Origin of the sequence: Hyphomonas oceanitis SCH89 (assembly GCF_000685295.1) — a bacterium.
Taxonomy (GTDB): Bacteria; Pseudomonadota; Alphaproteobacteria; order Caulobacterales; family Hyphomonadaceae; genus Hyphomonas; species Hyphomonas oceanitis.
Genome location: NZ_ARYL01000037.1, coordinates 1 through 23,698, shown reverse-complemented (window position 1 = coordinate 23,698; position 23,698 = coordinate 1). Strand labels below are relative to the sequence as shown.

Below are 23,698 nucleotides of genomic sequence, written 5' to 3'. Positions count from 1 at the left end.
CATGTCCCTCGATGAAAAGATCAACCGGCATTTCGCGGGACGCGTCGTGCGAAAAGACCTGGTTAAGGCGGTCAAGGGAAACGCTATCGTACCCTCCTACGTGCTTGAGTATCTTCTTGGTCAGTATTGCGCGACCGATGACGAGGCCTCGATTCAGACCGGTATTGCGACGGTAAAAGAGATACTGCGCAAGCACTATGTACACCGCAACGAAGCAAAACTCGTGCAGTCGAACATCAAAGAAAAAGGCCGCTATAAAGTCATCGACCGGGTAACCGTTGCTCTTAACGAGAAGAAGGATGCTTACCAGGCCATCTTTTCAAACCTTGGCATCAAGAATGTGATCGTCGATTCTGTCACGGTTAAGGCTCATCCCAAACTGCTGGTGGGAGGGGTATGGTGCATTTGTGACATTGAGTACCAGTACACTGAGGATAAGGATGCTTCTCCGTGGATCCTTGAGGACCTGAAGCCTATCCAGTTGTCCCATTTCGACTATCAGGAGTACCTGTCCGCCCGGAAGGAGTTCACGACTGACGAGTGGATTGACCTGCTCATTCAGAGCATCGGCTTCAGACCGGAATTCCTCGGGCGTCGCAATAAGCTTACCCAACTCATGCGGCTGATTCCGTTTGTAGAGCGCAACTACAATCTGATTGAGCTGGGTCCGAAAGGTACCGGCAAGTCGCACATATATTCGGAGTTTTCGCCGCACGGCATACTGATTTCAGGTGGCGAGGTCAGCGTTCCAAAATTGTTCGTAAACAACAGTACTGGGAATATAGGCCTAGTCGGCTACTGGGACGTGGTGGCTTTTGACGAGTTCGCGGGTAAAGCCAAGCGCGTCGACAAAGGTCTCGTCGACATCATGAAGAACTACATGGCGAACAAAAGCTTCTCGCGAGGCATCGAGACGCTGGGTGCTGAAGCTTCCATGGTATTTGTTGGAAACACACGTCACACGCTCCCCTACATGTTGAAGAACACCGACCTCTTCGATGAGCTTCCTGAAAAATACTACGATAGCGCCTTTATCGACCGCATTCACGCCTACATCCCCGGCTGGGAAGTGGATGTCATTCGTGGCGAGATGTTCTCCAGCGGCTATGGATTTGTGGTCGACTACATTGCGGAGATTCTAAAACACCTTCGCAACGACGACTATTCGGATCGGTTTGCAAATTCATTCCGTCTGGCGTCCGATATTTCGACACGCGACCGAGATGGAATCAGGAAGACTTTCTCCGGGCTCATGAAAATCATCTTCCCGCACGATGGGGCGACGACCGAGGAAGTAGAGGAGCTGCTTCGATTGTCGATCGAAGGCCGCAAGCGCGTCAAGGACCAGTTGATGAGAATTGACTCCACTTACCCGGACGTCGACTTCGCCTATTCGACGGCGAACGGAGAGATAAAGTCGGTTGCGACTTTGGAGGAGACACAATATCCGTCCTACTACAATCGCGGCGCGAGACCGACTGAGGTATCCGATGTCGACGCGCCCCCCTCGTCGGCTGATTCAGCTGGCGCGACAGCATCTAAAGCAGCGGATCAGCCTTCGGAAGGTCACCGAGAATACCAGGAGAACCAGAAAGGCGTCAGTTTCGACTTATTATTCGGTCCCTATTTGCAAGGTGCGAAGAGAGTTGAGATCGTCGATCCTTATATTCGAGTCTTTCATCAAACTCGTGCGGTGATGGAGTTCATCGAAACTGTTGTCCGACGCAAAGCCCCCGAAGATGAGGTGCAAGTCATGTTGACGACAGTTGAGGACGAAACACGAGCCGTTCAGCAGTCCGACTATCTTGGTCAAGTTGCAGACGCGGCCCGTATGGCTGGCGTCTTGTTTGAGTGGAGATTTGTTTCCGCAGATAGTCTTCACGGCCGATCCATCTCGACCGAGACAGGATGGAAGATTGTTCTCGATCGTGGCCTCGATATTTTTCAGCGCTTCGAAATGAATAATGCTTTCAGCATAGAGAACCGTCTGCAGGAACTAAGGGCAGTAAAAGGCTTTTACGTCACATACGTCCGCCAGCCAGAGGAATTGACGGAGCCGAAATCGGAAACTGGCGCGGATCCAATTCTGGAGCTTGTTTCGAAGGGGGAATCTAAAGATCGTGAGTTCAAGTCTTCTCTTCGGTGGAATTTCCAGGATGAGAAAATTGACACAGCAATGGAACAGGCAGTGTTGGTCGCCATAGCTGCGCTTGCGAACACGTCCGGCGGAGTTCTTTGTATTGGCATCGATGACAACAAGAATATTGTGGGACTGGAGCGGGACTACGCCACTTTCAGGAAGCCAAACCGCGACGGCTTTGAACTCCGACTGCACGACTTGTTGGTGGCCGAGTTCGGACAAGCCTTTTGCACGAGCTTTCTTGAAACCGCGTTTCATCAGGTAGATGGCCTGGATTTCTGTGCGATCAGCGTTCGGCGTTCTCGCGACCCCATATATGTTACGAAAGCTGACAAGAAGTCGGGAGCGAAGTCATCGGTCATCTATACGCGTGTCGGAAATTCTTCTCGGGAGTTGTCAGTTGAAGAGGCGCTCAACTACTTCAAAAACCGGCTCTGATTGTTGCGCGGAAACGATGGTTCAATGTCTGGCTTGAAATTGAGTGTCTCCAATCTCTGGCGCGTTCTGAGATCTTAGCATCTTCAGAGTCCAAGAAAACTCATTCGGCCGGTGATGGATGTGAAAGCACGACCTCATTCTCAACCCGCTCCGCTTCCAACGCGAACATCATCACCAGCGACCCGACAAACTCCTCCTCTTCACCGACGCGAAAGCTCCCGCTAAGGCGTTCCGCGCCGAGGTCAGGATCGTCGATCCGGACCTTCATTCGGGAGTACCTGTTCAGTTCTGCCACGACATCCGCCAGCGCCATGTCATCGAGCCATACGGTACCGCTTCGCCACAAGCTCGCCTCTGACGGATCGATTGCCGAAACCGATTCCAGTCCATCGTCCCGGATGACCAGCTTCTCTCCCGGCACGAGCGTTCGCCCGTCATCGACTTCCCGGGTGGCGGGACGAAACAGTCCCCACAATTCGGGCGCATCAGGTACAGGCGCCACGACAACGGAACCTTCCAAGAGGGTGACTTCAACGGCGCCTGCGTTCGCATAGACGTCGAACACGGTACCCAGGGCTGTTGTCTGGCTGCTCCCCGCCTCAACGATGAAAGGCCGCTCTTCTTTCTCAACCTCGAACAGGGCCTGCCCCTGCACAAGCCTGACTCGACGTTGCGTCCCCGTGAATGCAATCTCGGCCTCGGTATCGGTGTTGAGCGTCATCACCGATCCATCGGCCAGATCGAAACTGCGCTGCTCGCCAACTGACGTTGCGTATCGGATGGGCTCGGGGCGAGGGACAATCATTGGCGCAATGATCGATACCGTCGCCAGCACCAAGGCCGCCGCGATTCCAGCTATCCAGGCGGTCCTGGACCGCGCCAATCGACTGACCGATCCTGTCGGCTGCCCGCCGCCGCTCACATCGGATTGCCCCATCCCGCTATAAGCACGGGACGTTCTCTCAAGAACAACCAGGCTTGCCTCGATTTCACGGAACGCGGCTGCGTTTTGCGGGTCGCCCTCCCAGTCGAGAAAGTCCTCCCAGGTCTCGATACTGACGTCGGGATCCTCCAGGTCGCTGTACCAGCGCGCGGCCTCGCCGAGCCTGCGGGGATGATCCTTGCTGCACGTCATGTGTTTTTACTCGGTCTCGCTCGGATGGCGCTGGTCTGCACGCGCAAGACTCTTCGAGATGGCTGCCAAGGCCTCGGTGATATCGCTCCGCACCGTTCTCGGTGAAACCGACAGGCGCCGGGCAATCTCGTTATGGGTCAGGCGCTCGAACCGGCTGAGACGCAGGGCCTCCCGCTGGCGATCTCCCAGCGCGGCAATGGCCGTCTCCGCAATCGCCAGTAATTGCGTATCAATAACTTGCGTCTCGGGCGTCACAGAGCGGGAGCAGGCGAGAACATCATCGAGATCGCCGATCTCGGCCGACGACCGCCTTTGTTTGGCATAGCCCGATTTGAGGTAGTCCAGGGTGAGGTTGCGCAAGGCCGTGAACAGGAGCGGTCTCAGTTCGTCGATCCCCTTGTCAGGATAGGCCCGTCTCACAGACAGGAAAGCATCCTGCACAAGGTCCTCGGCATCAGGGTGGTTGCCTATACGTATCCGGCTGAATCGCAGGAGCTGATCATATTGAAGACGAAAGATCTCATCGAGCGCCGCACTACCCCGTAGCGCGAAAGACTCCCCCACCAGGGGACGTCTCGCAGCGCGCGCATTACCCGGCTCCTGCATCGTCATTTGCGATCCGCCAGCCAGTCAACGCCCTGCCCGCTTTTCCGGGCGAGCGCCTCGGCAACTTCCGCAATGGCATCGGCGAGATCCTTCTTGACCGTCGAGCGCGAGACAGACAGGCGCATTGCGATCTCGTCATAGGTCAGATGCTCGAAACGGTGCAGTTTAAGAACCTCCCGGCGGCGCGGCGCCATTGCCGCGATTGCCTGCTCGGCAATGTCGAGCAACTGCGCGTCCATGAGCTGGGTCTCCGGCGTCGCCGTGCGGGGACAGCCAAGGCGGTCATCCCTTCCCAGCAATTCCACCGATGCCTGCCGGCGTTTGGTATTGCCGGATTTAAGGTAGTTGAGCGTCAGGTTCCGGAGCGTCGTGAACAGGAGCGGCCGGAGCTCATCTGTCGACTTGCCCGGGTAAGCCCGCCGGACCGCCACGAACGCATCCTGAACCAGGTCTTCGGCTTCGGGCGCATCGCCAGTCCGGATGCGGCTCAACCTGACTAGCTGGTCAAACTGGGCGCGATATAATTCAGTGAACACATCTGCGCCAGGAAGATCGTCAAGCTCATGCCCGGAGCGCAGAGTTAGCGCTCGGCCTCCGTCCCTGCTCGACTGTAATTGCCGCTCCGCCACAGGCTTCAGTCTGGCTGCTCGATCAGGCATGGATTCCAGCCTCCACCGTATCTGCAAGCCGAGCATCCGAAGGGAGCGAGTCGCGCCTCCCAGCCAGTCCAGCGTTCACGAGCAATTCTGCAATGTCCACTTTCCCAATCTCCGGTACCTCAATTTTGAGTAGTATACTCCGTGGTTGTATACTACTCAACAGGCGCATTCTCGGATCATGGACATCCGGGAAATCTTCGCGCTCAATCTGAAGGCATACCGGAAGGCCAAAGGTCTCTCGCAGGAGGAACTGGCTCACCTGGCTGGCATCGACCGCACATATGTCAGCTTGCTCGAACGCCGCGTCTACAGTGCGAGCATCGACGTCCTCCAACAACTCGCCACAGCCCTGGACATCGAGCCTGACGTACTGCTCAAGCGTCCGCGCAAGGCCCGGAGATAGATGCTTCGATTGTAAACAGGCGAACACTATGGTGAGCCATGTTGGCTAACTGGGCTTGAGCGCGATCTGACAACAGCTTCATTGAAGCGACCATTCCGGCCACGAATATCCGCTCCCAAGTTGTGTGCATATTTTGGAGTAACCTTCCGACTCCTCATCATTATCCCCACGGTTACAAACAAATAATCCTAAAATGGGATTATCCACTATTGGGATTACGAGGGCAACTGGTTTTGTCCTTGGTGCCGTGGTGAATAAAACTCTTCGTACTCCTGCACATCGCAAGCTCGTTCAGGAATTGAGGACAGCTCGCCGCGACGCCGGACTGTCTCAGCAGCAAGTTGCTGAACTGCTCGGCGTTCCACAGTCCTATGTTGCGAAAATCGAACTCGGAGAGCGCCGAATTGACGTGATAGAGTTTCTGAAACTAGTGGCGGCTATGGACGCCTCCTGGTTTGAAATCTTGGGTCGGATAGACCCAGTTGACCAACCCTGAAGATCCGGAATGTTTCGAGTGGAAATGGCTGCGACGGGCGAATAAGGTGAACGTACCTGCCCTTGCCGATGTCAGTTCAAGTTAGACTGGCGCAAACCCAGTCCTAAAGCCCTGAAACATCGAGTTTGGCCAATCGCTCCCGACGCGCAGCGTAACGGTCGCCCAGTGCGGTGGTCTCCAGGAATATCTTGAGAATATCTTTAGCAACGTCGTCGTCGATTGTGTCCGCGCCTAAGACCAGCATATTTGCATCACCATGCTCGCGCGCGGGCGCACTTTCAGCTGCGGCATGAAGCAGGGTTGCCCTGATGAAAACAAAGCGGTTGGCCGTGATAGCCATCATCTGCCCGCTACCGCAGATTCCTATGGCGAAGTCAGAACGATTCTCCTTGATTTCATCTACCAGCTTAAGCGCGTAGTCCAATGCATCGACTCGCTCAGCACCTGAGTCGGTCCCGCAGTCTTTCACCGCGTAGCCATTGGCATGCAGCCAGCCTTTCAGCCGCTCCTTCAGCATGACGCCGCGATGGTCGGAAGCGATCGAGATTGCTTTGCTGGTTAGTTTCAAGGGGCACATCAGTATTATAGTACTGGCTAAGGGTAAATCGCTGCAGTTATAAGAATCTCATGGCAAAAAGCGAACTACAGGTGCGACTGCGGAGGCGTCAAGACGTGCATATCGTAAGACTTCAAATTGAAGGCGGCTTCCTTGACGGATTCGACGTCGAATTCGCCGAAGGCCTTAACGTGCTCATCGGTGCTCGCGGCACAGGCAAGACTTCAGTAATTGAGCTGCTGCGATTCGCATTGTCCGCCCGCAACCATACTGGAGAGGCTGGTCAGCGTTCGACTGAGCATGCCGCCGCAGTTCTGCAAGATGGCATGGTTACTGTAAGCCTGAGCGACGTTCTTGATGACGTTACGGTCAGCCGAGGCGCGGGCGATCGCGAACCTCAAGCCAGCGGCGAATACGAAAAGCCACTAATATTTTCTCAAACCGAAATAGAAAACGTCGGACTTAGCGAAACAGGCAGGCTAAAGCTACTCGACGGATTCATGCCAAAGAGTTCAACACTAGCTGATGAGGAAGCAGCGGCTATCGCCGCAATTCGGTCCGCGTTCAAGGAAATTGGCGCTGTTGAGAAGGAGCGCGAAGGTCTCGCTGAAGGTCTCGATCGCCTGGAATTGCTTCAACGTGAGATCAAAGCATTCGAAGTGGAAGAGGCCAAACATCGAGCCTCGTCGGCAGATCTCGAAGAAAAGCAACAGCGATTAGAGGTCGCCAATACACAAATATCCAGTGCGGCCGTACGCGAAAGCGTACTCGAACGCTTCACAAATGCCGCGGGGAGCTGGGCGAAACAACTGAGCGGTCTGCACGACAACGACTATGGTCCGGAGGACTGGTCCGACGACCAGGTCGAAGATCCGCTCGCAGATTTTCGAACTGTATACCTCAAACTACTCGAGCAAGCCGAATCGCTGGCGGGTCAGTTTAAAAAGCTATCTGCCAGCTCTGAGGAAAAGCGCAAAAAATTGCTCTCCGAACGCCTCGCAGTGGAGGCCCAATCTCGTGAGATTCGGTTAGAAGTAGAACGGACGGTAAGCGGCGCTGGCGGCGTTTCGCGGCAACTGTCGCAGTTGCGGACAGAGAGAGCGCAACTGCTGTCAAGACGCAAGTTAGTAGAAGACCGAGACCAACGCATTCAAATGCTAAGGGGACGACGAGATGATCGCATTAAAGCCCTCGATGCAATCCGGTCAGACCGATTTAGCCGACGTTCCAAGATTGCCGAAAATCTCACCAAGGCGCTCTCGCCTGAGATAAAGGTGGAGATTGAGCGATATGGACAGTATGCCGATTATAACCGAGCACTTACCGAATCGTTACGCGGAAGCGGCTTACGATATAACGATTTGGTCGCTAGTTTATCCCAAAGCGTTAGCCCGCGTGAGCTCGTTGACTTTATTGATTCAGGCGACTTTCTCGGCCTCTCTGATATCACCGGAATTCCCAAAGACAGAGCGGCTCGGCTCTTAGGTCACTTAAGAGAAAATGGAGCCGCAGATATAGTTACCGCCAGCATTGAGGATAACGTCCGTATGCTGCTGCTCGATGGTGTTGACTACAAAGATGTCGAGCACCTTTCTGCAGGTCAGAGATGCACCGTGGTGCTATCTATCGTTCTGCAGCACAGCACTCGAACACTGATCATAGATCAGCCAGAGGACCACCTCGACAATGCATATATCGCGACCACCGTGATTAAGGCCATACAAAGCCGCAAGGCCACAGGGCAACTTATCATCTCAACGCATAACGCGAATATCCCCGTCTTGGGAGACGCAGACATGGTCGTTGAAATGACCTCGGATGGTAAGAACGGCTTCGTGCAGATGCGAGAAAAGTTAAACAGTCCCAAAGCTGTTACGGCGATCACCAACGTGATGGAAGGCGGACGCGAAGCCTTCGCAAATCGCGCTGCGTTCTATGAAAAGAATAAACGGCGATGACACTCGGGGAGGCGTACGAGCAGCTTTCATCCGCCGATACGGATACTCGCCTGCGCGCCGCAAGATTTCTTGCGATGAATGCGACTGGTGGAGATCGTCGAAAATTGCGCGCCGCGTTAAAAAGGGAGTCAGTGCCCTGGGTCAAACGCGCGCTTGAGCGGGCCATCCTACGCGCTGGACGGTCAGCCGACCCTGCTGCGTCAACAGCCGATAATTATGCAGATCCACCACAAAGACTAATTTTGGAGTTGAAAGCGAAAGCAATCGACGAAGTGGCGGGCACGATCGTCCACGAGTTGGCCGCCATTGTAGGAAGCCTAAAATTGTGTGCCCCTCGCGACGTGGGCGAATATTCAGGCACGCGTACAGAAAACCTGGTGAACTCGCTTGATAGCCTGCTAGCCGGAATTCGCAATCTCAAGTCAGCTGCAAGCCGGGCCGATTATTCTGAATGCGATTTGGCATGCGAGTGCCGTGAGGCTTGCGACATTTTTGCGGAAGCCGGTGATGTGTTTCGCTTTGGCGGCCCTAGTCCATTCTTAGTCGAGATTGACCCAAATTTGTTCAAGCTTGCCCTGACGAATATTATCCGAAATGCAATAGAGGCGGTGGCGACCTTACCCGAGGGTTCTGAGCGCCTGGTTACACTGAACTGGGGCCGAGCTGGGCAGGAAAATTGGGTGTCCGTAATTGATTCGGGCAATGGATTCGAACGAGACCCTGCATCGATGCTCGAATTCGGACAATCCACAAAATCCGAGCATATTGGTTTCGGTCTGGGGACAGCTAAGCAAGCGATGCAGACGATGGAGGGAGACGTGTACGCGACTAACTCAAAACAGGGCGGAGCGCGTATCGAATTGAGGTGGTTCAGCAATGATGAAAATACTATTCGTTGAGGATAACGTCAAATTTGCTGGCGACCTCGAATCTGCGTTGAGGGAGACACCTCATGTCGGCGCAATCATAACGGTTGCTGATAAGAAAACTGCCGTAGAAAAGCTGACCGACGAAATCATAGACTTGGTAGTACTCGATTTATCGATACCTCCGAGTCCCGGAGTGGACGTACCTAGCCCAGAACATGGACAAGCGGTTTTCTATGACGCTCGACGGCTTCGTCCTGGCACACCAATTTTCATTCTTACGGGGTCTGAAGTAGACAAGTTCAGTCGTAGTCTCGCCAAACATGGCGACCAGGTGAAATTATGGGGCGCAGACGAACTGGTCGAAACTGTCAGTTTCTTTCTTAAGGAAGAGGTGAACGAACTACTGGAGCGCGTGGCAGCCCTCGCCGAGACTTTTGCGAAGATGGACGCAGTCGCGATCAATACGCGAGGGAAGGACCTTGGACTGACTGAAGTCCAGAACCGGATGCTCAAGGTATTCGCTTATACCGCAGAATGTGTAGCGTGTGATGTGAGCTTGCTGAGTGGAGGACTTTCTGATGCGAAGGTCGTGAAAGCCACTGCAGTTGATCGTTTGAGGATGCATCAGGCGTTATGTGCAGGCAAGCTCGGCTCACGTGGAGTTATAGAGGCTGAGATTACGGCTTACAACACGCACGTACGCAAACTCAGCATAGGAGCATACCCCAGCGTATTCTGTTCCATAGAGCATGGTATTGGACAGAATGGGGCAATTTTTTATACACTGACCGACGGGGATACGTTGTCGCTCTTTGAGCGTCTAGCGAAGGATGCGGACATAGGCGCTGGGGTGGTGGGAAGTGCTCGCGAGGCTCTAAAACGATGGACTGAGGCCTCCACAGCCGACATGGTTCCTATAGCTAACGTGCGCGCCCGTATGATTGATGACAGTGATGCGGCTGAAGTGGAGCGGCAGTATGGACTCTCGAGTCTGAGGGAACTTGAAACCCGGCTGCTCCAAGCGTCGGAGAGTTGCATCCACGGTGATCTTCATTGCGGCAACGTGCTGGTAAAGAGCAACGGCGAAGCGGTTCTAATCGACTTTGGAGACTCAGGTCCCGGATACACCTGTCTTGATCCCATCGCTTTAGAACTGAGCCTAATCTTTCATCCTGATGCCCAAAAACTCGGGTTGCATGATGGCTTGGTCAAGAACCTGGGAGACTGGCGCGACGTTGATAAGTTCACCAACGGTACCAAACTAAAGCCAATGATTGAGGCGTGCCGAAATTGGGCGCATGATGTAGGAGGCGGAGATCACGCCGTTCTCGCGTCCGCTTATGCCTATACTCTCCGTCAGCTCAAGTACGATACCGTGCCTTCTGAACTTACCCTCGGATTTCTTGGCAAACTTTCGGATTGGATAAATGCGAATCCTTAGCCGATAATGATAACCAGCCTCGTGAGGCTACGGCAGTCCGATAGGGTTTTTCACCCTCTAGCGTGTCACTTTTCCCAAGATCCCGAATCGTACACTTGCTACTACCTTGTAAAGGATGGTGCTCTAAGGTGACTTGAACACCTGACCCCCGCATTACGAATAGGCTTTTATTCCTATGTGCAAGTTTGCGGACCTCTGCGGAAGTATGATATTTTACAACGAAAACAAAGTGCTGTAAGATATTCATGTCTGCGCTCGTTTGACTACATTTGCGCACAAAAGCGCCACCCGTGCGGACATGGTGCGAGCACGAAACAGCCGCATACAGATGAAATTATGGGAGACATGAGCCGGAAAATGTCGTCACGAAAACACAAGCTCACTCAGATTTTTATCGACTCAGTCGAACCAGAAGACAAGCGCTTTATCATCTGGGACACCGAGATCGCCGCGTTCGGTCTCCGGGTGATGCCAACAGGCGTGAAGTCCTTCATTATCCGGTATCGCATCGGCCAGGGGCGTCTGGCGCGCGAGCGCATGGTTACGCTCGGCAAGACGACTGACCTTCGGTGTGAAGCGGCACGAAGCAAGGCGAAGGACTTCCGGTCCGAGGCCCGTATCGGACTTGATCCCGAAGCGGAACGCAGGCGGGACGAACGCGGGATCATGAAAGTGTCAGCCCTCATTGAACTGTGGGGAAAGGAAGCTGCACCTTTCAATCGCCGAACAGGTGCGCCCCGCAAGCCGCAACGGTATAATGACGACATCCGGCTGTTGCGGGTCCACGTGAACCCCATTCTCGGGAAGATGCCGATTACCGAGGTCAAGAAGCACGACATTGTTCGTCTGCGTGACGGGATCGCGTCTGGCGCCACAGCCAAGAAGCAGAAAACGAAATCTCGTGGTATCCAGGAAGTCAAAGGCGGCATGGGCACCGCGCGTCGTACGATCGCGATGCTCAAGAGCGTGTTCGCCTATGCCCTCGATCTCGAACTTCTGGAAAAGAACCCCTGCCACGGTGTGCGCATTCCCCCCGGTGTGCAGCGTGAGCGATATCTCACTCAGGCCGAGGCACAACGGTTGGGAGAAGTCCTTTCCTCGTTCGAAGCGCGCGGCGAGGCGGCAAGTGCCATCCGCATCATTCGTCTGTTGTCCCTCACCGGTGCGCGACGCGGCGAAATCATGGAATTGAAATGGTCCGAGATTGATTTCGAGCGCGGCTTCCTTCGGCTGGATGCCACGAAATCCGGCAAGTCTATCCGACCCATCTCAGGCGCGGCTCAAAAGCTCCTGTCTGAAGCGCCGCGCGCTCATGAAACCTGGGTTTTTCCGGATGCAAAAGGCACGGGCCCTTATCAGGGCCTCCCCAAGATCTGGCGCGAGGTGCGCGAGGCTGCCGGTCTGGAAGATTTTCGCATGCACGACCTGCGGCATAGCTTTGCCAGCTTCGGTGCGGCCAACGGGCTGTCACTCCCCATCATCGGCGCCCTGCTCGGCCACAAGAATACATCGACCACTCAGCGCTACGCACACCTGACCGACATCGCAGCAAGACAAGCGGCCAATGATGTATCGGACATGGTGGCAGCCGCATTGGGTGTTTCGACAGGATGAGTTGGCCTAGGGACTGATGGGCTCAAGCACGCATAATTAATGTACTTTTCGACGAATTGGTATCGTTTGTCTCTATTTTCGACGATTGATTGCAGTTTTCGATATTATCGAGTAATTGTTCTTTTTCGACGACACTGCAAAAATACAATCGTATTTCGACACCAATAAGAGTTTTTCGACGCATGGCCTTCCTTTCAACCTCTCCCGCCAGCTTCCAGGACGAACTGCTCCCGGAAAACTCCCGCCTGATCGGATGGGCCGCCCTCGTGCACGGTCTCGGGCTTGACGCGCCTGTACGCGATCCCGCCTGTGTCTCGTCGGGCCATATCAGCGGAAGTCAGCGGCGCGAAGGACTCTGGCGGCTGTTCGACAAGAGATACAATCCGGGCGTGGATCCAATCGCCCACATAGTCTTCGCGCTCCGCAACGAAACATTCGACCTTCTGATTCTGAAGCGCGCATTCGATGCCCTCGGCCCGGAACCCCTAGAAGCCTATATTGCAAGCGCGCCAACAGGCGTGTTCGCCCGCAGGCTCTGGTTCTTCTACGAAGAGTTCACGGGCCAGAGACTGGATATCCCCGATGCGGCAAGCATTGCGGCGATCGATGCGCTTGATCCCGGTGACTATATTACCCTCGATCGTCCGCATCTTTCGCAGCGCCACCGTGTCAGGGACAATCTGCTAGGTGGCAAGGGTTTCTGCCCGATCGTGCGCCGAACCGAGGCCCTGCAAGGCTTCATTGCCAGAGATCTTGCACACGCAGCGCAGGAAACCGTGGGCCAGACCGGCGCGCATCTGATTTCCCGCGCCGCCAGCTTCATGCTTCTGGCAGACAGTCAGGCGAGTTTTGCAATCGAGGGCGAACGTCCCCCGCGCAACCGTCTTGAACGCTGGGCCAACGCCATCAAGGAGGCCGGTAAACGCCCAATGAACCAGACGGAGATCTATCGGCTACACAGAATTCTTCTGGGAGATGACCGATTCACCTCGGTCGGTTATCGGACTGCCGGTGTGTTTCTGGGTGAACGCGACCACAATCAGGATCCACTGCCCGAATTCATTGGTGCAAGGCCGGACGATCTGCCGGACATGATGCTGGCCTGGAACACTTGCAACAATCGGTTGCGCGTAACAAAGGTCGATGCAGTCATTCAGGCGGCCGTCCTTGCGTTCGGCTTTGTCTATATTCACCCGCTCGAGGACGGAAACGGACGCCTGCACCGCTGCCTGATCCATCATGTCCTGGCCGAACGTAAATTTGCGCCTGCGGGAATGGTGTTTCCGGTCTCCAGCGTCATGCTCGACCGGATCGACGAATACAGGGCAACACTGCAAGCCCACTCCGCTCCGCTGATGCCATTTATCGACTGGCGCGCCACGCCTGAGCGCAATGTCGAAGTGCTCAATGACACGAGCGATCTCTATCGCTACTTCGACGCAACAGAGGCGGCAGAGTTCTTGTATGCCTGCGTCCAGCGAACCATCGAGACCGACCTCCCAAAGGAAATCGCCTATCTTCGAGCCCATGATGACGCTGAACGTAATATCATGAACCGTGTCGAAATGCCGGACCGTCTGGCCAAGGACTTCATCATGTTCGTTCGGCAGAACAAAGGCCATCTGTCCAAGGCGAGACGCACCGGCGCTTTCGCCAGGCTGGCCGATGCAGAAGTCGCCGAACTGGAGGAAATCGTACAAGTCGCATTCGCGGACTATTCTGCAGCCGCATACGATTGATCCCGTCAAAAAAGGGCTGAGACGGCCCTTTTGGCATCAATCGTGCTTCGGCAAGGCTCTACACTGATGGAGTCGGCCATTCCGAAACTCGCACTGTCACTTTCTGAAGAAACCCGGTTCGCCCGGCTCTCGGAGCTGGCAGAGCTGCTTGAATCGCTAGATGTGGGAATCAGCGGTGATAGGGTCATGCAGCTTCTTTTGTCTGACCTCTTTCTCGGCGTGTTCGATCCGCCCGATATCGAGCCTGTGCGTTCCCGTTATGGGCACGCGCGGTTCCGAAACGCGCAGACAATCGCAATTCCTGACCTGTCTGTGTTCGATGCAAGATTGCTCTGTGTCCGCTCCAGCGGGATGGCCGATTTCGACTACAGATATGCGACAAGCCGGGATGTCGCTCTGACGCTACATCAAGTCGGGGCGCTTCCGATGGACACGCCCAAGCATTTGACCAAGGAAGCGGCCGCAGAAGTCTGCGCTGCTCTGGCTACTCTCCCAATAGAGCAATTCAGCGAAAATGCGCGCAACTTGCTCGATGGCGTTCTGATTGAGCGGAACCGCCTCATGCACTGGTTCGAGATCGCAGGCCTGATGTCCGCGCCAAAGCACCCTGCCCACCGCCAGTTGCCCGAATACGAGACTGCCGCCAACTGCAACGAGCCACAACGAGCAGTACCATTCATGGTGGCAAGTCCGCCTCCGGTGCGCGGGCGACCAAATTCCGATCTCTGGCCGCGGATCCAGGAACTGGTAACCGAGCTTCACCGCGCCAACCCTGATCGATACAACAACGAAATCGCTTCGACCGTGCATGCGACACTCACTTCCGAGTTTCCCGAGCAGGAAATTCTTGCGCTCTCGACGATTGTTCGACAAATGAAGCGGCTTCGGAATGCTGCCAGGTCAGACTCGACCACCCGTCAGACGTGAATGTCACGATTGGAGTGTGCCCGCCACTCAACAGAGGAAGCATGACTGGAAGACTTTGGCCCATAGCCGATGTTGGGTGTATTGAGATCAAGGGCCGAAATGCACCATTCTTCCAGCGCCCAGATGGTGCATATAGCTGTCGTTCAATGAACCCTACGCGGCGAAGCCTCGCTGCTCGCATTCCAATGGACGTGTTTGGTCATGGTGCTACGAGCTAAGCCCAACATTCCCTATCGATCCCAGCGTGTCTCTGTGGCGAGATACTCCCATATGACTGTTTTCACCGTCACTGAGCCGGACCAGTCGATCGAATAGCGATAGCGACCAGGCTCGACCGTGATCCAGCCACCAACCATAGCTTCCTCGTCAAGCAAATGGACGGTCATTCGGCTGCCAACCTCTGGCCAGACTGCAAGTTCCGAGACTGTGCCGGCAGCCTCGAAGGCGTCGTGCTGCTCGCGACTCAACCGCTCTAGTGGTACGAACGCGACCTGTTCAGGCGTTTCTAACAGTGGTTCGCCGATCTCATGGTAGGCATGGCCACGAGCATTCTTCACTATGACACGCCGCACTTTGTCGGGGTCAGGAAAGAGGGTGAACGGCTGAAGGTCGTCGAAAAGGAGAAGTTGTCCGTCCGGCCTATTCTTGAGCGAGCGAACGACGTGCCGATTGCTTCGTAGAATGGCTGCCGCTTCGGGATACTTCGTCGGATCGGGATAGAGGCTGCCGGCCACGACAGCGTGGAGCACGCAGAGAAGGTAATTCTCGTCGGGTGAGAAGCTGGAGTTGCAGCGCCGACAGACCGTGACTTGAGGCAGATAGTCCATTTCATAACCCAAGCCACTATCGTAGTTGGCACCGCGCTCGCGCAGTGCCTTCGTGAGGAGGGACTTAGTCGGAACATGGTCGCGATTACTCTCAACGTCGGCAATCGCGTCACCGCAATGGATACACCAAGTCTTCAGTCGATCATCAGTAAAATCCTCAATCTCACGCACCTGCCTCATCTCCGCTCGCCCACTCGCCTAGTTCACTGCATACCGGGAGCCGCTGTTGCCCGTGATCCGCTCCCCAACCCTCCCTCACAGGAAGCTGGAAATTCCGGCCTGCACCTCAATACACCCTACATCCAATTTCGGCGAGATCGCGCCTGACCTCTGAGATGCGGTGAACGGCCAGATTGGATCAGCTCGGTCATTAAGCATGCCAGCGGCGACTTGGTGAAGCTGGCCCTAACCAGTCGTTGCGCCCATTTCAGTCAACGACTTTGCCAATTGGACATAAGCCGCCGCGATCCGACGATCGTTCCTTTTTTCGAGTGCGTCGGCCAGAGAAGTCCAACCATCCAGCGGCACAATTTTTTCACGCGTGTAGTCGTTCTCTAAGAAGGAGCGAATTCGCTTAGCCACTGAGCGCGAATCTAGGAACTCCTCTAACCTCTTCTTACCGTCAGCTGAGGCATCATCTCCTCCAGCAAAAATGGCGATGGACCTGAGTTTTTCTACTACAATTTCTCTCGCTTTATTCGCGTCACGAGACCAGAGCTGCGCCAATCTCCCGAAGAGTGTGAACTCGACCTCGGGACGCCATGCTGCATGCTGCGACCTGAAATTAAACCAGTCATCCTTGATACGCTTGTCGTTCCTTCGCTGTTCGCGGATCCTTTCGCTAATCGCTTCGGTGTAAGTGTGGTGATAGGTCGTTTTAGCCATTTCAAATTGCCACCACTTTGATCCGACGAAGAGAAGCGGAGCGCTCGCCGAAACGGCCAGGGCAGCTGAGAGGCTTGCGCTAAGAACGAACCAAGTAGCACCTTGCGCTTTGCCCAGATCAACCCAACACGCCCAAGTGACAAGGCCTATTCCCGACAATCCAAGGACCATTGTGATAGGTACTGCTCGAATCGATTTGATGTGCGATTTTGTTCTGCCGCCTTCGATGTTTGGCCGCGCTTTCCGGACAACGAAAACCAGCAGGTATAATAGAATGAAACCGAGAACGAATGTGGCGATCCAACTCGCCCGTTCCGGATACTGGAAATCGAAAAAAATTAGGGGGGCGCCCAGCATTGCAGCGACAACAAATGCGTAAACAGACCTCCAAGCATCCGGCCTTCCGACTTCGCTCACCGTCTGGATCTCAAGTAGCTCTGGCAGCTTAGACGCTAGCTGCTCCTCCGACTCTATGCCCTTGTCCACAAATTCTCGACGCTTTTGTTCCAGTAGCTTGGTTGCAATTTCATAAGCGTTAGCGCGCCTTCCGAAGCTGCTCCCCCACAACCATGCGCTAGCTAGCAAGCCTAGGACCGCAAATAGCCAGAGGCGCCGCTCATACCAGCCAGCTAGCGCCCACGCGTCCAAATTGGCTATTGTGGATCCGGCACGAAACTCCAGATTGAAGATTGGTGCCGACAGTGCGCCCACTGGCTCCACTGGCGAACGCTTTTCCAACTTTTGCAGCTCAGCATTTGGACTATTGCCGACTTGTCGAACTTGGATTTCTGCATTGGGGTGACTTTCCCGCACCCCATCAAAATTCTCATCGCACTCTTCATCACCGTCAGTAATCAAGATAATTTTGGCGGGGCCAGCGACCTCTCCGAGAACCGTGTTGAGTGCGTTCGTGATTGCGGTTTTGTCGTGCTTGCCTCCCAGCTTCGGTGGCTGCGGCAAGAAATGCTCTCCGCGACGAGTTGGAGATGGAACGTCAAGTGTTTCAAAGCAAAGATCAGCTCCCGGAGTGGCAGGCTGGCCCCCGAAGTAGGTGACCGAGACGAGTTGATCTTGAGGAAGGGACAATGCGCTGAGCAAAAGCTCCGCCTCCGTCATGTTCTGACCCAGCATTGAGCCGGACGCATCAACCAAGAAGTAAACTGGAATGATTTTCTGGGGGCGGGCAGCCTCATCAGCTCCCTGAGAATGAGCCCAAGAAGTCGAGGCCAAACAGATTGCGATGCTGACGACTATATTGCGCGTTGACATCATGTACCCGATTCCCTTCACGATTGTTGCTATTTTGTTCCGAGCTGACTCGACAGTCAACTACGAGGCGAGCAGCCCGGTTAGAGTTCAGAAGCGAAAGGCCGCTTTGGGCGATCTCCGGCCTGGTTTCCGCGAGGCGGCTGAATGACGGGACTCAGGCGACCCTGCCAGACGCCGAAATCAATCATCGGAGCCGATCCGGCCCTAAGCGGATGATCGAGCAGTGGCGAGGAAAAGTCGGTAAGATTATTGAACGCTATCGGAGTTCATTAAGTCACACCGTTTCGCATTCGTTACGGGATGCGGAAACGTGATCACCAGCTAGGCCGGTGTCATACGCCGCCGACTGCCGTGATTCCTAGCTTGGTGAGTTCGGTTTTGAACCAGTTGCTGTCGCCTCCACGATCGTATTCGAAACCAGCGATAGTTCCGTCTCGAATAGCGGCGCGAAAATCGAAGTCTAGTTGGAGACTGTCGGGAAAAATGAGTTGGCTTCCATCACGCAGGACAAATCGACCAATTCCCAGCGCCGACAGCGCGATTCGCATTTCATTTTCCGGCTTGTACTTCTCTTCCTTCATAAACGTGTAGATAATGGGGTTCTGCATCAGCTCTCGGTTGGCTCGAAAGCTGGTGCGGTCGATATACTCAATTTCACCGTAGTTGACGGAGAATATCTGGTCCGCGAATTCGCCGTTTGCGAGTTGGAGCCGCGCGCCGTTTAGTGTCGCATTTAGGCGTTCACGGAGTCTGGTGAAGTCGAAGATCATCCCAATTTTACCGCGTTCGGCACCTTGCGCGTATTCTCGCCATATGTGCTCAGAATTCCTGAGCGAAAAACAACAGGCGAATGTGCGCTCACGGGCCTGATCGTAGTAGTCTGCAAGTGTCCAGGTCCGTGCCGACGCGAAAGCCATGGCTTGATTGGCGGCCAAGTCTTCCGGAAGCTGCGCGCCGTCATAAGGGTCAGCGCCGTGAAAATCGACATAGCGGTCGACACGGTTGAAATGCAGGTAGCCGCTGGCGATAGAGGCCATCGCGTGTTCAGCCTTCATCACCTTGTAGAGGTGTCGTCCATCGGGTGGTACTCGCAGCAATGCGGCGTGAGGCTCGACGTGCCCGATATGCAGTTTCATCGAAAAAGGATAGCATATTTCCGGACTGGAGCCGAACATTGGCCGCTTTTTAGATATTCCGGAGAGCGTGCCCCGCAGTCAAAATGTCTGGACAGCATCATCAAGCCGACGTTCTGAGATTTAGGGGTTATGGCAAGTCTCGGCGATATCCGGCCGGATTCCGTGTTGCCTTTGAACGACCGGAAAGGGACGCATACCTGCCTCTTGACCTCGGGGGCGCTTCAGCGGTCTGACTTCCGCTATTTGTTGTCAGGTGCCGGAATCCGGTGTCAGTCTTTCGAGGATTGGAGAGTCGAGTTTGCTGGAATCACCAGTAGACTGACTCTCGCGTTGCGCGATCCGCCAAAACTCCTCTCCTCGCGTTGGGCGAACAATTGCAGATAAATGCGCAAGTTGGCTCCATATTGATCCATATCTTTCGCTTTTTTGCCTTCAAAATCCGTGCTGGCCTTCTTCTTACTCGCAACGAGAGGAGTCGCGTTCATGTCCAGCCACAATCACAACTTTCCCGATCTGGAAGAGATACTTCAAGGCAATCCCGGCTGGCTTGACGAGGCCATCGATACTCCCTCCGTCAGTCAGTTGACGGGCGTTCCCATCTGCACCCTGACTACCTGGCGCAGTCGAGGCGGCGGACCACGCTTCTTGAAACTCGGCAAGAGTGTGCGCTACCGCCGCCGCGCCGTCCTGTCCTGGATGTCGGATTGCGAGGTACCATATATCGACCGCGACGGGGTGATCCATGACTGAACCAACCCGTCCCTTGTCGATCCGACTTGCAGTCAAGGACATCGACCATCTCGCTGAACGCGCTCGCCGCATTTCCGGTACGCCGACCGGCGTTGCTCGCGAGCTCATCCTGTCCGGCCTGACCGACGGCGATCCGTTCACGCAGGCCCAACGGCTCCTCAAAATCGAACGACGACTGGCGGTGCTGTCTCAGGATCTTCGAGGAATGATGACCGCAGCCGATGGGCATTCCCACTCACTCGGACAGATTGAAGCCATGTTCGACGCGCTGCTCAAAGCGCTCGGCGGCGAGGTCGAACCTATGGAGGCACGTCATGCCTAGTATCAGAAAGTCGCTTGCCGGTGCTGGGTGCATTCTGGCCTTGGCGACATGGGGCTTCCACGAACTTGCATTCCTGAGGATCACGCCGACTTATCCGCTTCCATCCGGTGAAATCATTGCGCTTCATCCCAGCTATATGACCGGATGCGGGAAGGCAGAATTGTTTGCCCGTCTTGGCGTGGACGAAGCGAAAGACCAGCAGGCGTATTGTGATGAAGTCCTGGGCTCAGCAGGCATTCGCGGGGCGGTCCATTTGCGATGGATGGTGTTTGCGGCTGGGGTTCTTGCGTCCCTGCTGCTCTTTGCTTGCGCGCTGATCGCCCTTCGCATCGAAAAATCAGCGCCGAAAGTCGTACGCGGTCCCGTGCGCCTGACCGGAAGAAAAGCATACGCTGCGATAAGAAAGACAAGCAGAAAGGAGATCAGGCAGACCGGCGCGGGGATCGACTTTCCACCCGGCCTCCCCATGAGCCGGGACCGGGAATCGCGTCACTGCCTGATTTCTGGTTCCGTGGGATCCGGCAAGACCCAGACCATCCAGCACATGATCCTGGAAGCCATGCGCTGGGGCGACAAGATGCTCATCCTCGACACCAAGGGCGACATGACCGAGCGCCTGCCGGGAAATATCACGCTGATCGCACCGCAGGACAAGCGATCAGCGGTCTGGGACATTTCGGCCGACTGTGTCACCAAGCAGGACGCGCGGGAGCTGGCCGCCCGGTTCATCCCGAAAAGCAGCGATCCGATGTGGGCGGAGGCCGCCCGCGAACTGCTTGTTGCCTGTATCGTCAGCCTCCAGCGGGAAAATGGTGCCGTCTGGACGTGGGGCGATCTCCATGCCCGCGCTCTGCTGGGTGCCGACGAACTGAAAGACATGGCGCTTGCCCATCATCCGGCCGCCGCGCAGATGATCGGCGATCCGGCCAGCAAGACGGCCATGTCCATCCTGACCACGTTCAAGGCGCATATTCATGTGCTGGAAGCGATGGCAGAAGCCTGGAGCGCAGGGGATCAGGAAAAGTTCAGCGCGGCGAACTGGCTGACAGACCCCCACGCCACCAATCCTGTCATTCTGCAACGCGATGGCCGCTATCCCCAGCTGACCAATGCCTGGATCGGCGGGCTGGTCAGCCTGTTGTCATCGCATGTCTGCAGTCCTGCATTCAGCGAAAGCGGCCAGCGCCGCATCTGGCTCTTCCTTGACGAGTTTCCGCAACTTGAAGCGATGGATGACCTGGCTTCCTTGCTGGACCTCGGGCGATCGAAGGGCGTGTGCGTGGTGCTGGCTGCTCAGGACACATCCCAGATCCGCATCAGGTATGGCCGCGACCGGACCAATGCCTGGCTGTCGATGATCGGCACCCATATCATCGGCCGCATGAATCCCGGTGAAGGGGCCGAGGATATCAGCCGGGCCATCGGCATGCAGGAGATAGAAAGGGAAGCGCGCAGCAAAAGCCGTTCCGGCGGAAACAGTTCGGTCAACATATCGACCGAACACTCGCTGCGTCCGGTGATGACGCCGAGTGAACTATCGTCTCGTCTTGGCCGTAAGGGTCGCAAGGTCCGGATGCTGGTGCTGGGCTTCGGGGAAGACGTATACGAAATCGACCTGCCGATCACGATCCTTCCCTCCCAGCGTCCGGCGAATGTACCGGCTGACTGGACCCGGCCCAATCACGAACCTCTGGGCGCCAATCCTGCACCTGTTCGCCCTGCCTCACCGATCCAGCGGCCGCAAAAAGCGGGCCTGCTCTCGGCTGACATCATTGCCCGCATTCGCAAGCCGAAGCCCGAAAGCATGAACTGATGGTCGCCTCCATCTCGGCCCGGAAATCGGTGGGCGCCGCCGTCAGTTATTTCAAGCACATGGCCCAGGACGAATACTATACCGGAAAGGGCGAGGCCGAAGCGGAAGCAGACGGAGAATGGGACGGACGGGGCGCTGAACGCCTCGCCCTTGAAGGCCCCGTTTCGAAGGCAGACTTCGAAGCGGCCCTGAACGGCATCGACCCGAAGACCGGCGAGCGTCTCACCCAGATCGGCAAGTCCCATGCGCCGGGGTGGGACATGACGTTCTCGGCCCCAAAGTCGGTCTCGGTCATGTGGGCGCTTTCACCTCCAGCCGATCGCAAGACAATCGAAGGCGCGCACCGCCAGGCCGTTCACGCTGCGACCAACCATCTCGAAGACCATCACGCGCTCACCCGGCGCGGCAAGGGCGGCGCGATCCGCGAGCCGGTCGCCGGGCTGACCATCGCCCGGTTCCACCATCACACGAGCCGCGATCTTGATCCTCAGCTGCATACGCACGCGTTTATTTTCAACACAGCACCGCGCCGCGACGGCACCTGGGGCAGTCTTGTCAGCCGCGATCTCTACAGGGCCCAGAAGGAAGCCGGCGCTCACTACCGCCAACACCTCGCCAACACGCTCGAACGCGAGGGTCATGCTGTCGAACGCTACGGCACAAGCTTTCGTCTGAGGGCGATTCCCCGCGACATCGAGCGCGCCTTCTCCAAACGCAGGCAGGCCATCGAACAGGCAGCTGAAACATACGGCTACCGCACGCCCAAGGGCATGGAACTCGCAGCGTTGCGCACACGCCAGGCCAAGCGGCCAAAGGAGCGTGCCGCACTGTTCCAGGCATGGCAGGCAGAGGCCAGAACGCTCGGCTTCGATCTCGCTAGGGCGCGCCAGCAGCAGGCTCATACCGGCGCCCAGACCCAGCACGTACCGACGCGAACTCACCAGGCTCCCACAAGATCGCCAGCCCGTATCTTGCCATCAGCCCAGCAATTGATCAGCGCCATCGCGATGGCCTCGCGCGCCTCATCCGGCATGCAAAGCGTGCGGTTCAACCTGCGTCAGAAAGCCGAGGGGCGCGACCAGGACCGGGAACACTGACGTGTACGCGTCTTTCCTGCGCATTCGCCCGTCGTTATTGGCGAGCACGACTCTCTGCCACGCGATTGTAATCGCCGAATACAGCTCCTGTACACGGGCGTAGCATATAGAATTCCCTTTGACTGTGGGTGTTTGAGACAAGATCGCCCGCGATCTGTCAGCATCGAAGGTGCATGGGGTGTGAAACGAAACATCCCCTTTTGTTCTTCGCAGCAGCGGAGACATCGGGGCAAGTTGGAACAGGTCGAGCGTTCGATGCGGATTGGTTTTTCTATGTTCCTTCAGGGTCTTAGACTCGGGACAAGATAGACGCCAATCCACCCTGACAAGCTTCAGGGACGTCATCGAACAGGCATGCGGGCTTTCGGATTTTCTCTTCCCCGTGTGTCCTGAAGCTTCCCCAGGATGTGCAAACTTTTTGTCCTGATGGGGAAGCATCGGGAGAGACCCTATGCCTGCCAAACTGAAACCAATCGCGAGAAATCCGAAAGCCAGTTCAGCCGACCGTTTCGAATGGGACAGTAAAGTTCCGGGTCTTGCTCTACGCCATCGTCAAGACCGAAAGCCAGCTTGGTATGTTCAGATATGGATCGTGTCCCAGCGCGTGGTGTAACTGAC

20 protein-coding genes and 1 pseudogene are annotated in these 23,698 nt (G+C 55.8%); 14 read left to right on the top strand and 7 right to left on the bottom strand.

Annotation, left to right across the window (positions count from 1 at the left end):
- Position 1 precedes the first annotated feature (1 nt).
- Positions 2-2,035, top strand: a pseudogene (gene brxL / locus HOC_RS17355) (BREX system Lon protease-like protein BrxL); the annotation flags it as partial.
- A gap of 12 nt (positions 2,036-2,047) precedes the next feature.
- Positions 2,048-2,578: an AlbA family DNA-binding domain-containing protein gene (locus tag HOC_RS22980; RefSeq protein WP_422120056.1), complete on the top strand. Its 531-nt coding sequence runs from the start codon at positions 2,048-2,050 to the stop codon at positions 2,576-2,578.
- Positions 2,579-2,678: 100 nt separating this feature from the next.
- On the opposite strand, the gene HOC_RS17350 is transcribed toward HOC_RS22980, so the two are convergent.
- From HOC_RS17350 to HOC_RS17340, 3 genes are read right to left on the bottom strand one after another with little or no spacing between them, the layout of a single operon-like run.
- Entirely contained in the window at positions 2,679-3,713 is a 1,035-nt protein-coding gene (locus tag HOC_RS17350) for a FecR family protein (RefSeq protein WP_035540921.1), read from the bottom strand.
- Between the two features lie 6 nt (positions 3,714-3,719).
- Entirely contained in the window at positions 3,720-4,325 is a 606-nt protein-coding gene (locus tag HOC_RS17345) for an RNA polymerase sigma factor (protein WP_051625045.1), read from the bottom strand.
- A complete protein-coding gene (locus HOC_RS17340; RefSeq protein WP_162174890.1) occupies positions 4,322-4,978 on the bottom strand; it encodes an RNA polymerase sigma factor in 657 nt (218 codons plus the stop codon). The genes HOC_RS17345 and HOC_RS17340 overlap by 4 nt, the downstream gene beginning before the upstream one ends.
- Positions 4,979-5,156: 178 nt before the next feature.
- Here HOC_RS17340 and HOC_RS17335 point away from each other — a divergent pair, with 178 nt between their 5' ends.
- Both HOC_RS17335 and HOC_RS22975 read left to right on the top strand, forming a co-directional pair.
- Entirely contained in the window at positions 5,157-5,381 is a 225-nt protein-coding gene (locus tag HOC_RS17335; RefSeq protein WP_035540920.1) for a helix-turn-helix domain-containing protein, read from the top strand.
- A gap of 193 nt (positions 5,382-5,574) precedes the next feature.
- The gene (locus HOC_RS22975; RefSeq protein WP_206741600.1) at positions 5,575-5,877 is read left to right on the top strand and encodes a helix-turn-helix domain-containing protein; all 303 of its coding nucleotides are present in this window, start codon (positions 5,575-5,577) and stop codon (positions 5,875-5,877) included.
- A 103-nt stretch (positions 5,878-5,980) separates the two neighbouring features.
- Here the strand turns inward: HOC_RS22975 and HOC_RS17325 are convergent, their stop codons facing one another.
- Entirely contained in the window at positions 5,981-6,445 is a 465-nt protein-coding gene (locus HOC_RS17325) for an RpiB/LacA/LacB family sugar-phosphate isomerase (protein ID WP_162174889.1), read from the bottom strand.
- 59 nt (positions 6,446-6,504) lie between these two features.
- Between HOC_RS17325 and HOC_RS17320 the strand changes: the two genes are divergently transcribed.
- The 6 genes from HOC_RS17320 to HOC_RS17295 all read left to right on the top strand — a co-directional run bounded on the left by HOC_RS17320 (position 6,505) and on the right by HOC_RS17295 (position 14,981).
- Complete coding sequence (locus HOC_RS17320; protein ID WP_035540918.1) at positions 6,505-8,391, top strand: AAA family ATPase; 1,887 nt, start codon at positions 6,505-6,507, stop codon at positions 8,389-8,391.
- The gene (locus HOC_RS17315; protein ID WP_035540916.1) at positions 8,388-9,290 is read left to right on the top strand and encodes a sensor histidine kinase; all 903 of its coding nucleotides are present in this window, start codon (positions 8,388-8,390) and stop codon (positions 9,288-9,290) included. The genes HOC_RS17320 and HOC_RS17315 overlap by 4 nt, the downstream gene beginning before the upstream one ends.
- Complete coding sequence (locus tag HOC_RS17310) at positions 9,268-10,701, top strand: phosphotransferase (RefSeq protein WP_035540914.1); 1,434 nt, start codon at positions 9,268-9,270, stop codon at positions 10,699-10,701. The genes HOC_RS17315 and HOC_RS17310 overlap by 23 nt, the downstream gene beginning before the upstream one ends.
- 357 nt (positions 10,702-11,058) lie before the next feature.
- Positions 11,059-12,315 (top strand): site-specific integrase, encoded by a 1,257-nt coding sequence (locus HOC_RS17305; RefSeq protein WP_035540913.1) that lies wholly within the window; start codon positions 11,059-11,061, stop codon positions 12,313-12,315.
- Positions 12,316-12,497: 182 nt separating this feature from the next.
- Positions 12,498-14,054 carry a Fic family protein gene (locus HOC_RS17300; protein WP_035540910.1) on the top strand — a complete coding sequence of 519 codons (1,557 nt, stop codon included), beginning with the start codon at positions 12,498-12,500 and terminating at the stop codon, positions 14,052-14,054.
- Positions 14,055-14,120: 66 nt separating this feature from the next.
- A complete protein-coding gene (locus tag HOC_RS17295) occupies positions 14,121-14,981 on the top strand; it encodes a hypothetical protein (RefSeq protein ID WP_035540907.1) in 861 nt (286 codons plus the stop codon).
- A 230-nt stretch (positions 14,982-15,211) separates the two neighbouring features.
- Here HOC_RS17295 and HOC_RS17290 read toward each other — a convergent pair whose 3' ends face one another.
- The 3 genes from HOC_RS17290 to HOC_RS21500 all read right to left on the bottom strand — a co-directional run bounded on the left by HOC_RS17290 (position 15,212) and on the right by HOC_RS21500 (position 19,098).
- Complete coding sequence (locus tag HOC_RS17290; protein WP_422120055.1) at positions 15,212-15,988, bottom strand: hypothetical protein; 777 nt, start codon at positions 15,986-15,988, stop codon at positions 15,212-15,214.
- Positions 15,989-16,213: 225 nt separating this feature from the next.
- Positions 16,214-17,965 (bottom strand): hypothetical protein, encoded by a 1,752-nt coding sequence (locus tag HOC_RS17285; RefSeq protein ID WP_156950526.1) that lies wholly within the window; start codon positions 17,963-17,965, stop codon positions 16,214-16,216.
- A gap of 329 nt (positions 17,966-18,294) precedes the next feature.
- Positions 18,295-19,098, bottom strand: coding sequence for a hypothetical protein (locus HOC_RS21500; protein ID WP_051625043.1), 804 nt, complete (start codon positions 19,096-19,098; stop codon positions 18,295-18,297).
- A 483-nt stretch (positions 19,099-19,581) separates the two neighbouring features.
- On the opposite strand from HOC_RS21500, the gene HOC_RS17270 reads away from it, so the two are divergent.
- The 4 genes from HOC_RS17270 to mobF are packed head-to-tail and all read left to right on the top strand — an operon-like array spanning position 19,582 to position 23,080.
- Positions 19,582-19,848: a helix-turn-helix transcriptional regulator gene (locus HOC_RS17270; RefSeq protein WP_035540902.1), complete on the top strand. Its 267-nt coding sequence runs from the start codon at positions 19,582-19,584 to the stop codon at positions 19,846-19,848.
- Positions 19,841-20,170 (top strand): hypothetical protein, encoded by a 330-nt coding sequence (locus HOC_RS22225; protein WP_035540901.1) that lies wholly within the window; start codon positions 19,841-19,843, stop codon positions 20,168-20,170. The genes HOC_RS17270 and HOC_RS22225 overlap by 8 nt, the downstream gene beginning before the upstream one ends.
- Entirely contained in the window at positions 20,163-21,983 is a 1,821-nt protein-coding gene (locus HOC_RS17260) for a type IV secretion system DNA-binding domain-containing protein (RefSeq protein WP_051625041.1), read from the top strand. The genes HOC_RS22225 and HOC_RS17260 overlap by 8 nt, the downstream gene beginning before the upstream one ends.
- Positions 21,983-23,080 (top strand): MobF family relaxase, encoded by a 1,098-nt coding sequence (mobF, locus tag HOC_RS17255; protein WP_051625040.1) that lies wholly within the window; start codon positions 21,983-21,985, stop codon positions 23,078-23,080. Before HOC_RS17260 ends, mobF begins: the two co-directional genes overlap by 1 nt.
- Positions 23,081-23,698 lie beyond the last annotated feature (618 nt).

Excerpts from the sequence above, each read along its gene's own strand:
- HOC_RS17350 (WP_035540921.1), bottom strand. The coding sequence starts at position 3,713 with ATGACGTGCAGCAAGGATCATCCCCGCAGGCTCGGCGAGGCCGCGCGC.
- HOC_RS17345 (WP_051625045.1), bottom strand. The coding sequence starts at position 4,325 with ATGACGATGCAGGAGCCGGGTAATGCGCGCGCTGCGAGACGTCCCCTG.
- HOC_RS17340 (WP_162174890.1), bottom strand. The coding sequence starts at position 4,978 with ATGCCTGATCGAGCAGCCAGACTGAAGCCTGTGGCGGAGCGGCAATTA.
- HOC_RS17335 (WP_035540920.1), top strand. The coding sequence starts at position 5,157 with ATGGACATCCGGGAAATCTTCGCGCTCAATCTGAAGGCATACCGGAAG.
- HOC_RS22975 (WP_206741600.1), top strand. The coding sequence starts at position 5,575 with ATGGGATTATCCACTATTGGGATTACGAGGGCAACTGGTTTTGTCCTT.
- HOC_RS17320 (WP_035540918.1), top strand. The coding sequence starts at position 6,505 with ATGGCAAAAAGCGAACTACAGGTGCGACTGCGGAGGCGTCAAGACGTG.
- HOC_RS17315 (WP_035540916.1), top strand. The coding sequence starts at position 8,388 with ATGACACTCGGGGAGGCGTACGAGCAGCTTTCATCCGCCGATACGGAT.
- HOC_RS17310 (WP_035540914.1), top strand. The coding sequence starts at position 9,268 with ATGATGAAAATACTATTCGTTGAGGATAACGTCAAATTTGCTGGCGAC.
- HOC_RS17305 (WP_035540913.1), top strand. The coding sequence starts at position 11,059 with ATGTCGTCACGAAAACACAAGCTCACTCAGATTTTTATCGACTCAGTC.
- HOC_RS17300 (WP_035540910.1), top strand. The coding sequence starts at position 12,498 with ATGGCCTTCCTTTCAACCTCTCCCGCCAGCTTCCAGGACGAACTGCTC.
- HOC_RS17295 (WP_035540907.1), top strand. The coding sequence starts at position 14,121 with ATGGAGTCGGCCATTCCGAAACTCGCACTGTCACTTTCTGAAGAAACC.
- HOC_RS17290 (WP_422120055.1), bottom strand. The coding sequence starts at position 15,988 with ATGAGGCAGGTGCGTGAGATTGAGGATTTTACTGATGATCGACTGAAG.
- HOC_RS17285 (WP_156950526.1), bottom strand. The coding sequence starts at position 17,965 with ATGATGTCAACGCGCAATATAGTCGTCAGCATCGCAATCTGTTTGGCC.
- HOC_RS21500 (WP_051625043.1), bottom strand. The coding sequence starts at position 19,098 with ATGAAACTGCATATCGGGCACGTCGAGCCTCACGCCGCATTGCTGCGA.
- HOC_RS17270 (WP_035540902.1), top strand. The coding sequence starts at position 19,582 with ATGTCCAGCCACAATCACAACTTTCCCGATCTGGAAGAGATACTTCAA.
- HOC_RS22225 (WP_035540901.1), top strand. The coding sequence starts at position 19,841 with ATGACTGAACCAACCCGTCCCTTGTCGATCCGACTTGCAGTCAAGGAC.
- HOC_RS17260 (WP_051625041.1), top strand. The coding sequence starts at position 20,163 with ATGCCTAGTATCAGAAAGTCGCTTGCCGGTGCTGGGTGCATTCTGGCC.
- mobF (WP_051625040.1), top strand. The coding sequence starts at position 21,983 with ATGGTCGCCTCCATCTCGGCCCGGAAATCGGTGGGCGCCGCCGTCAGT.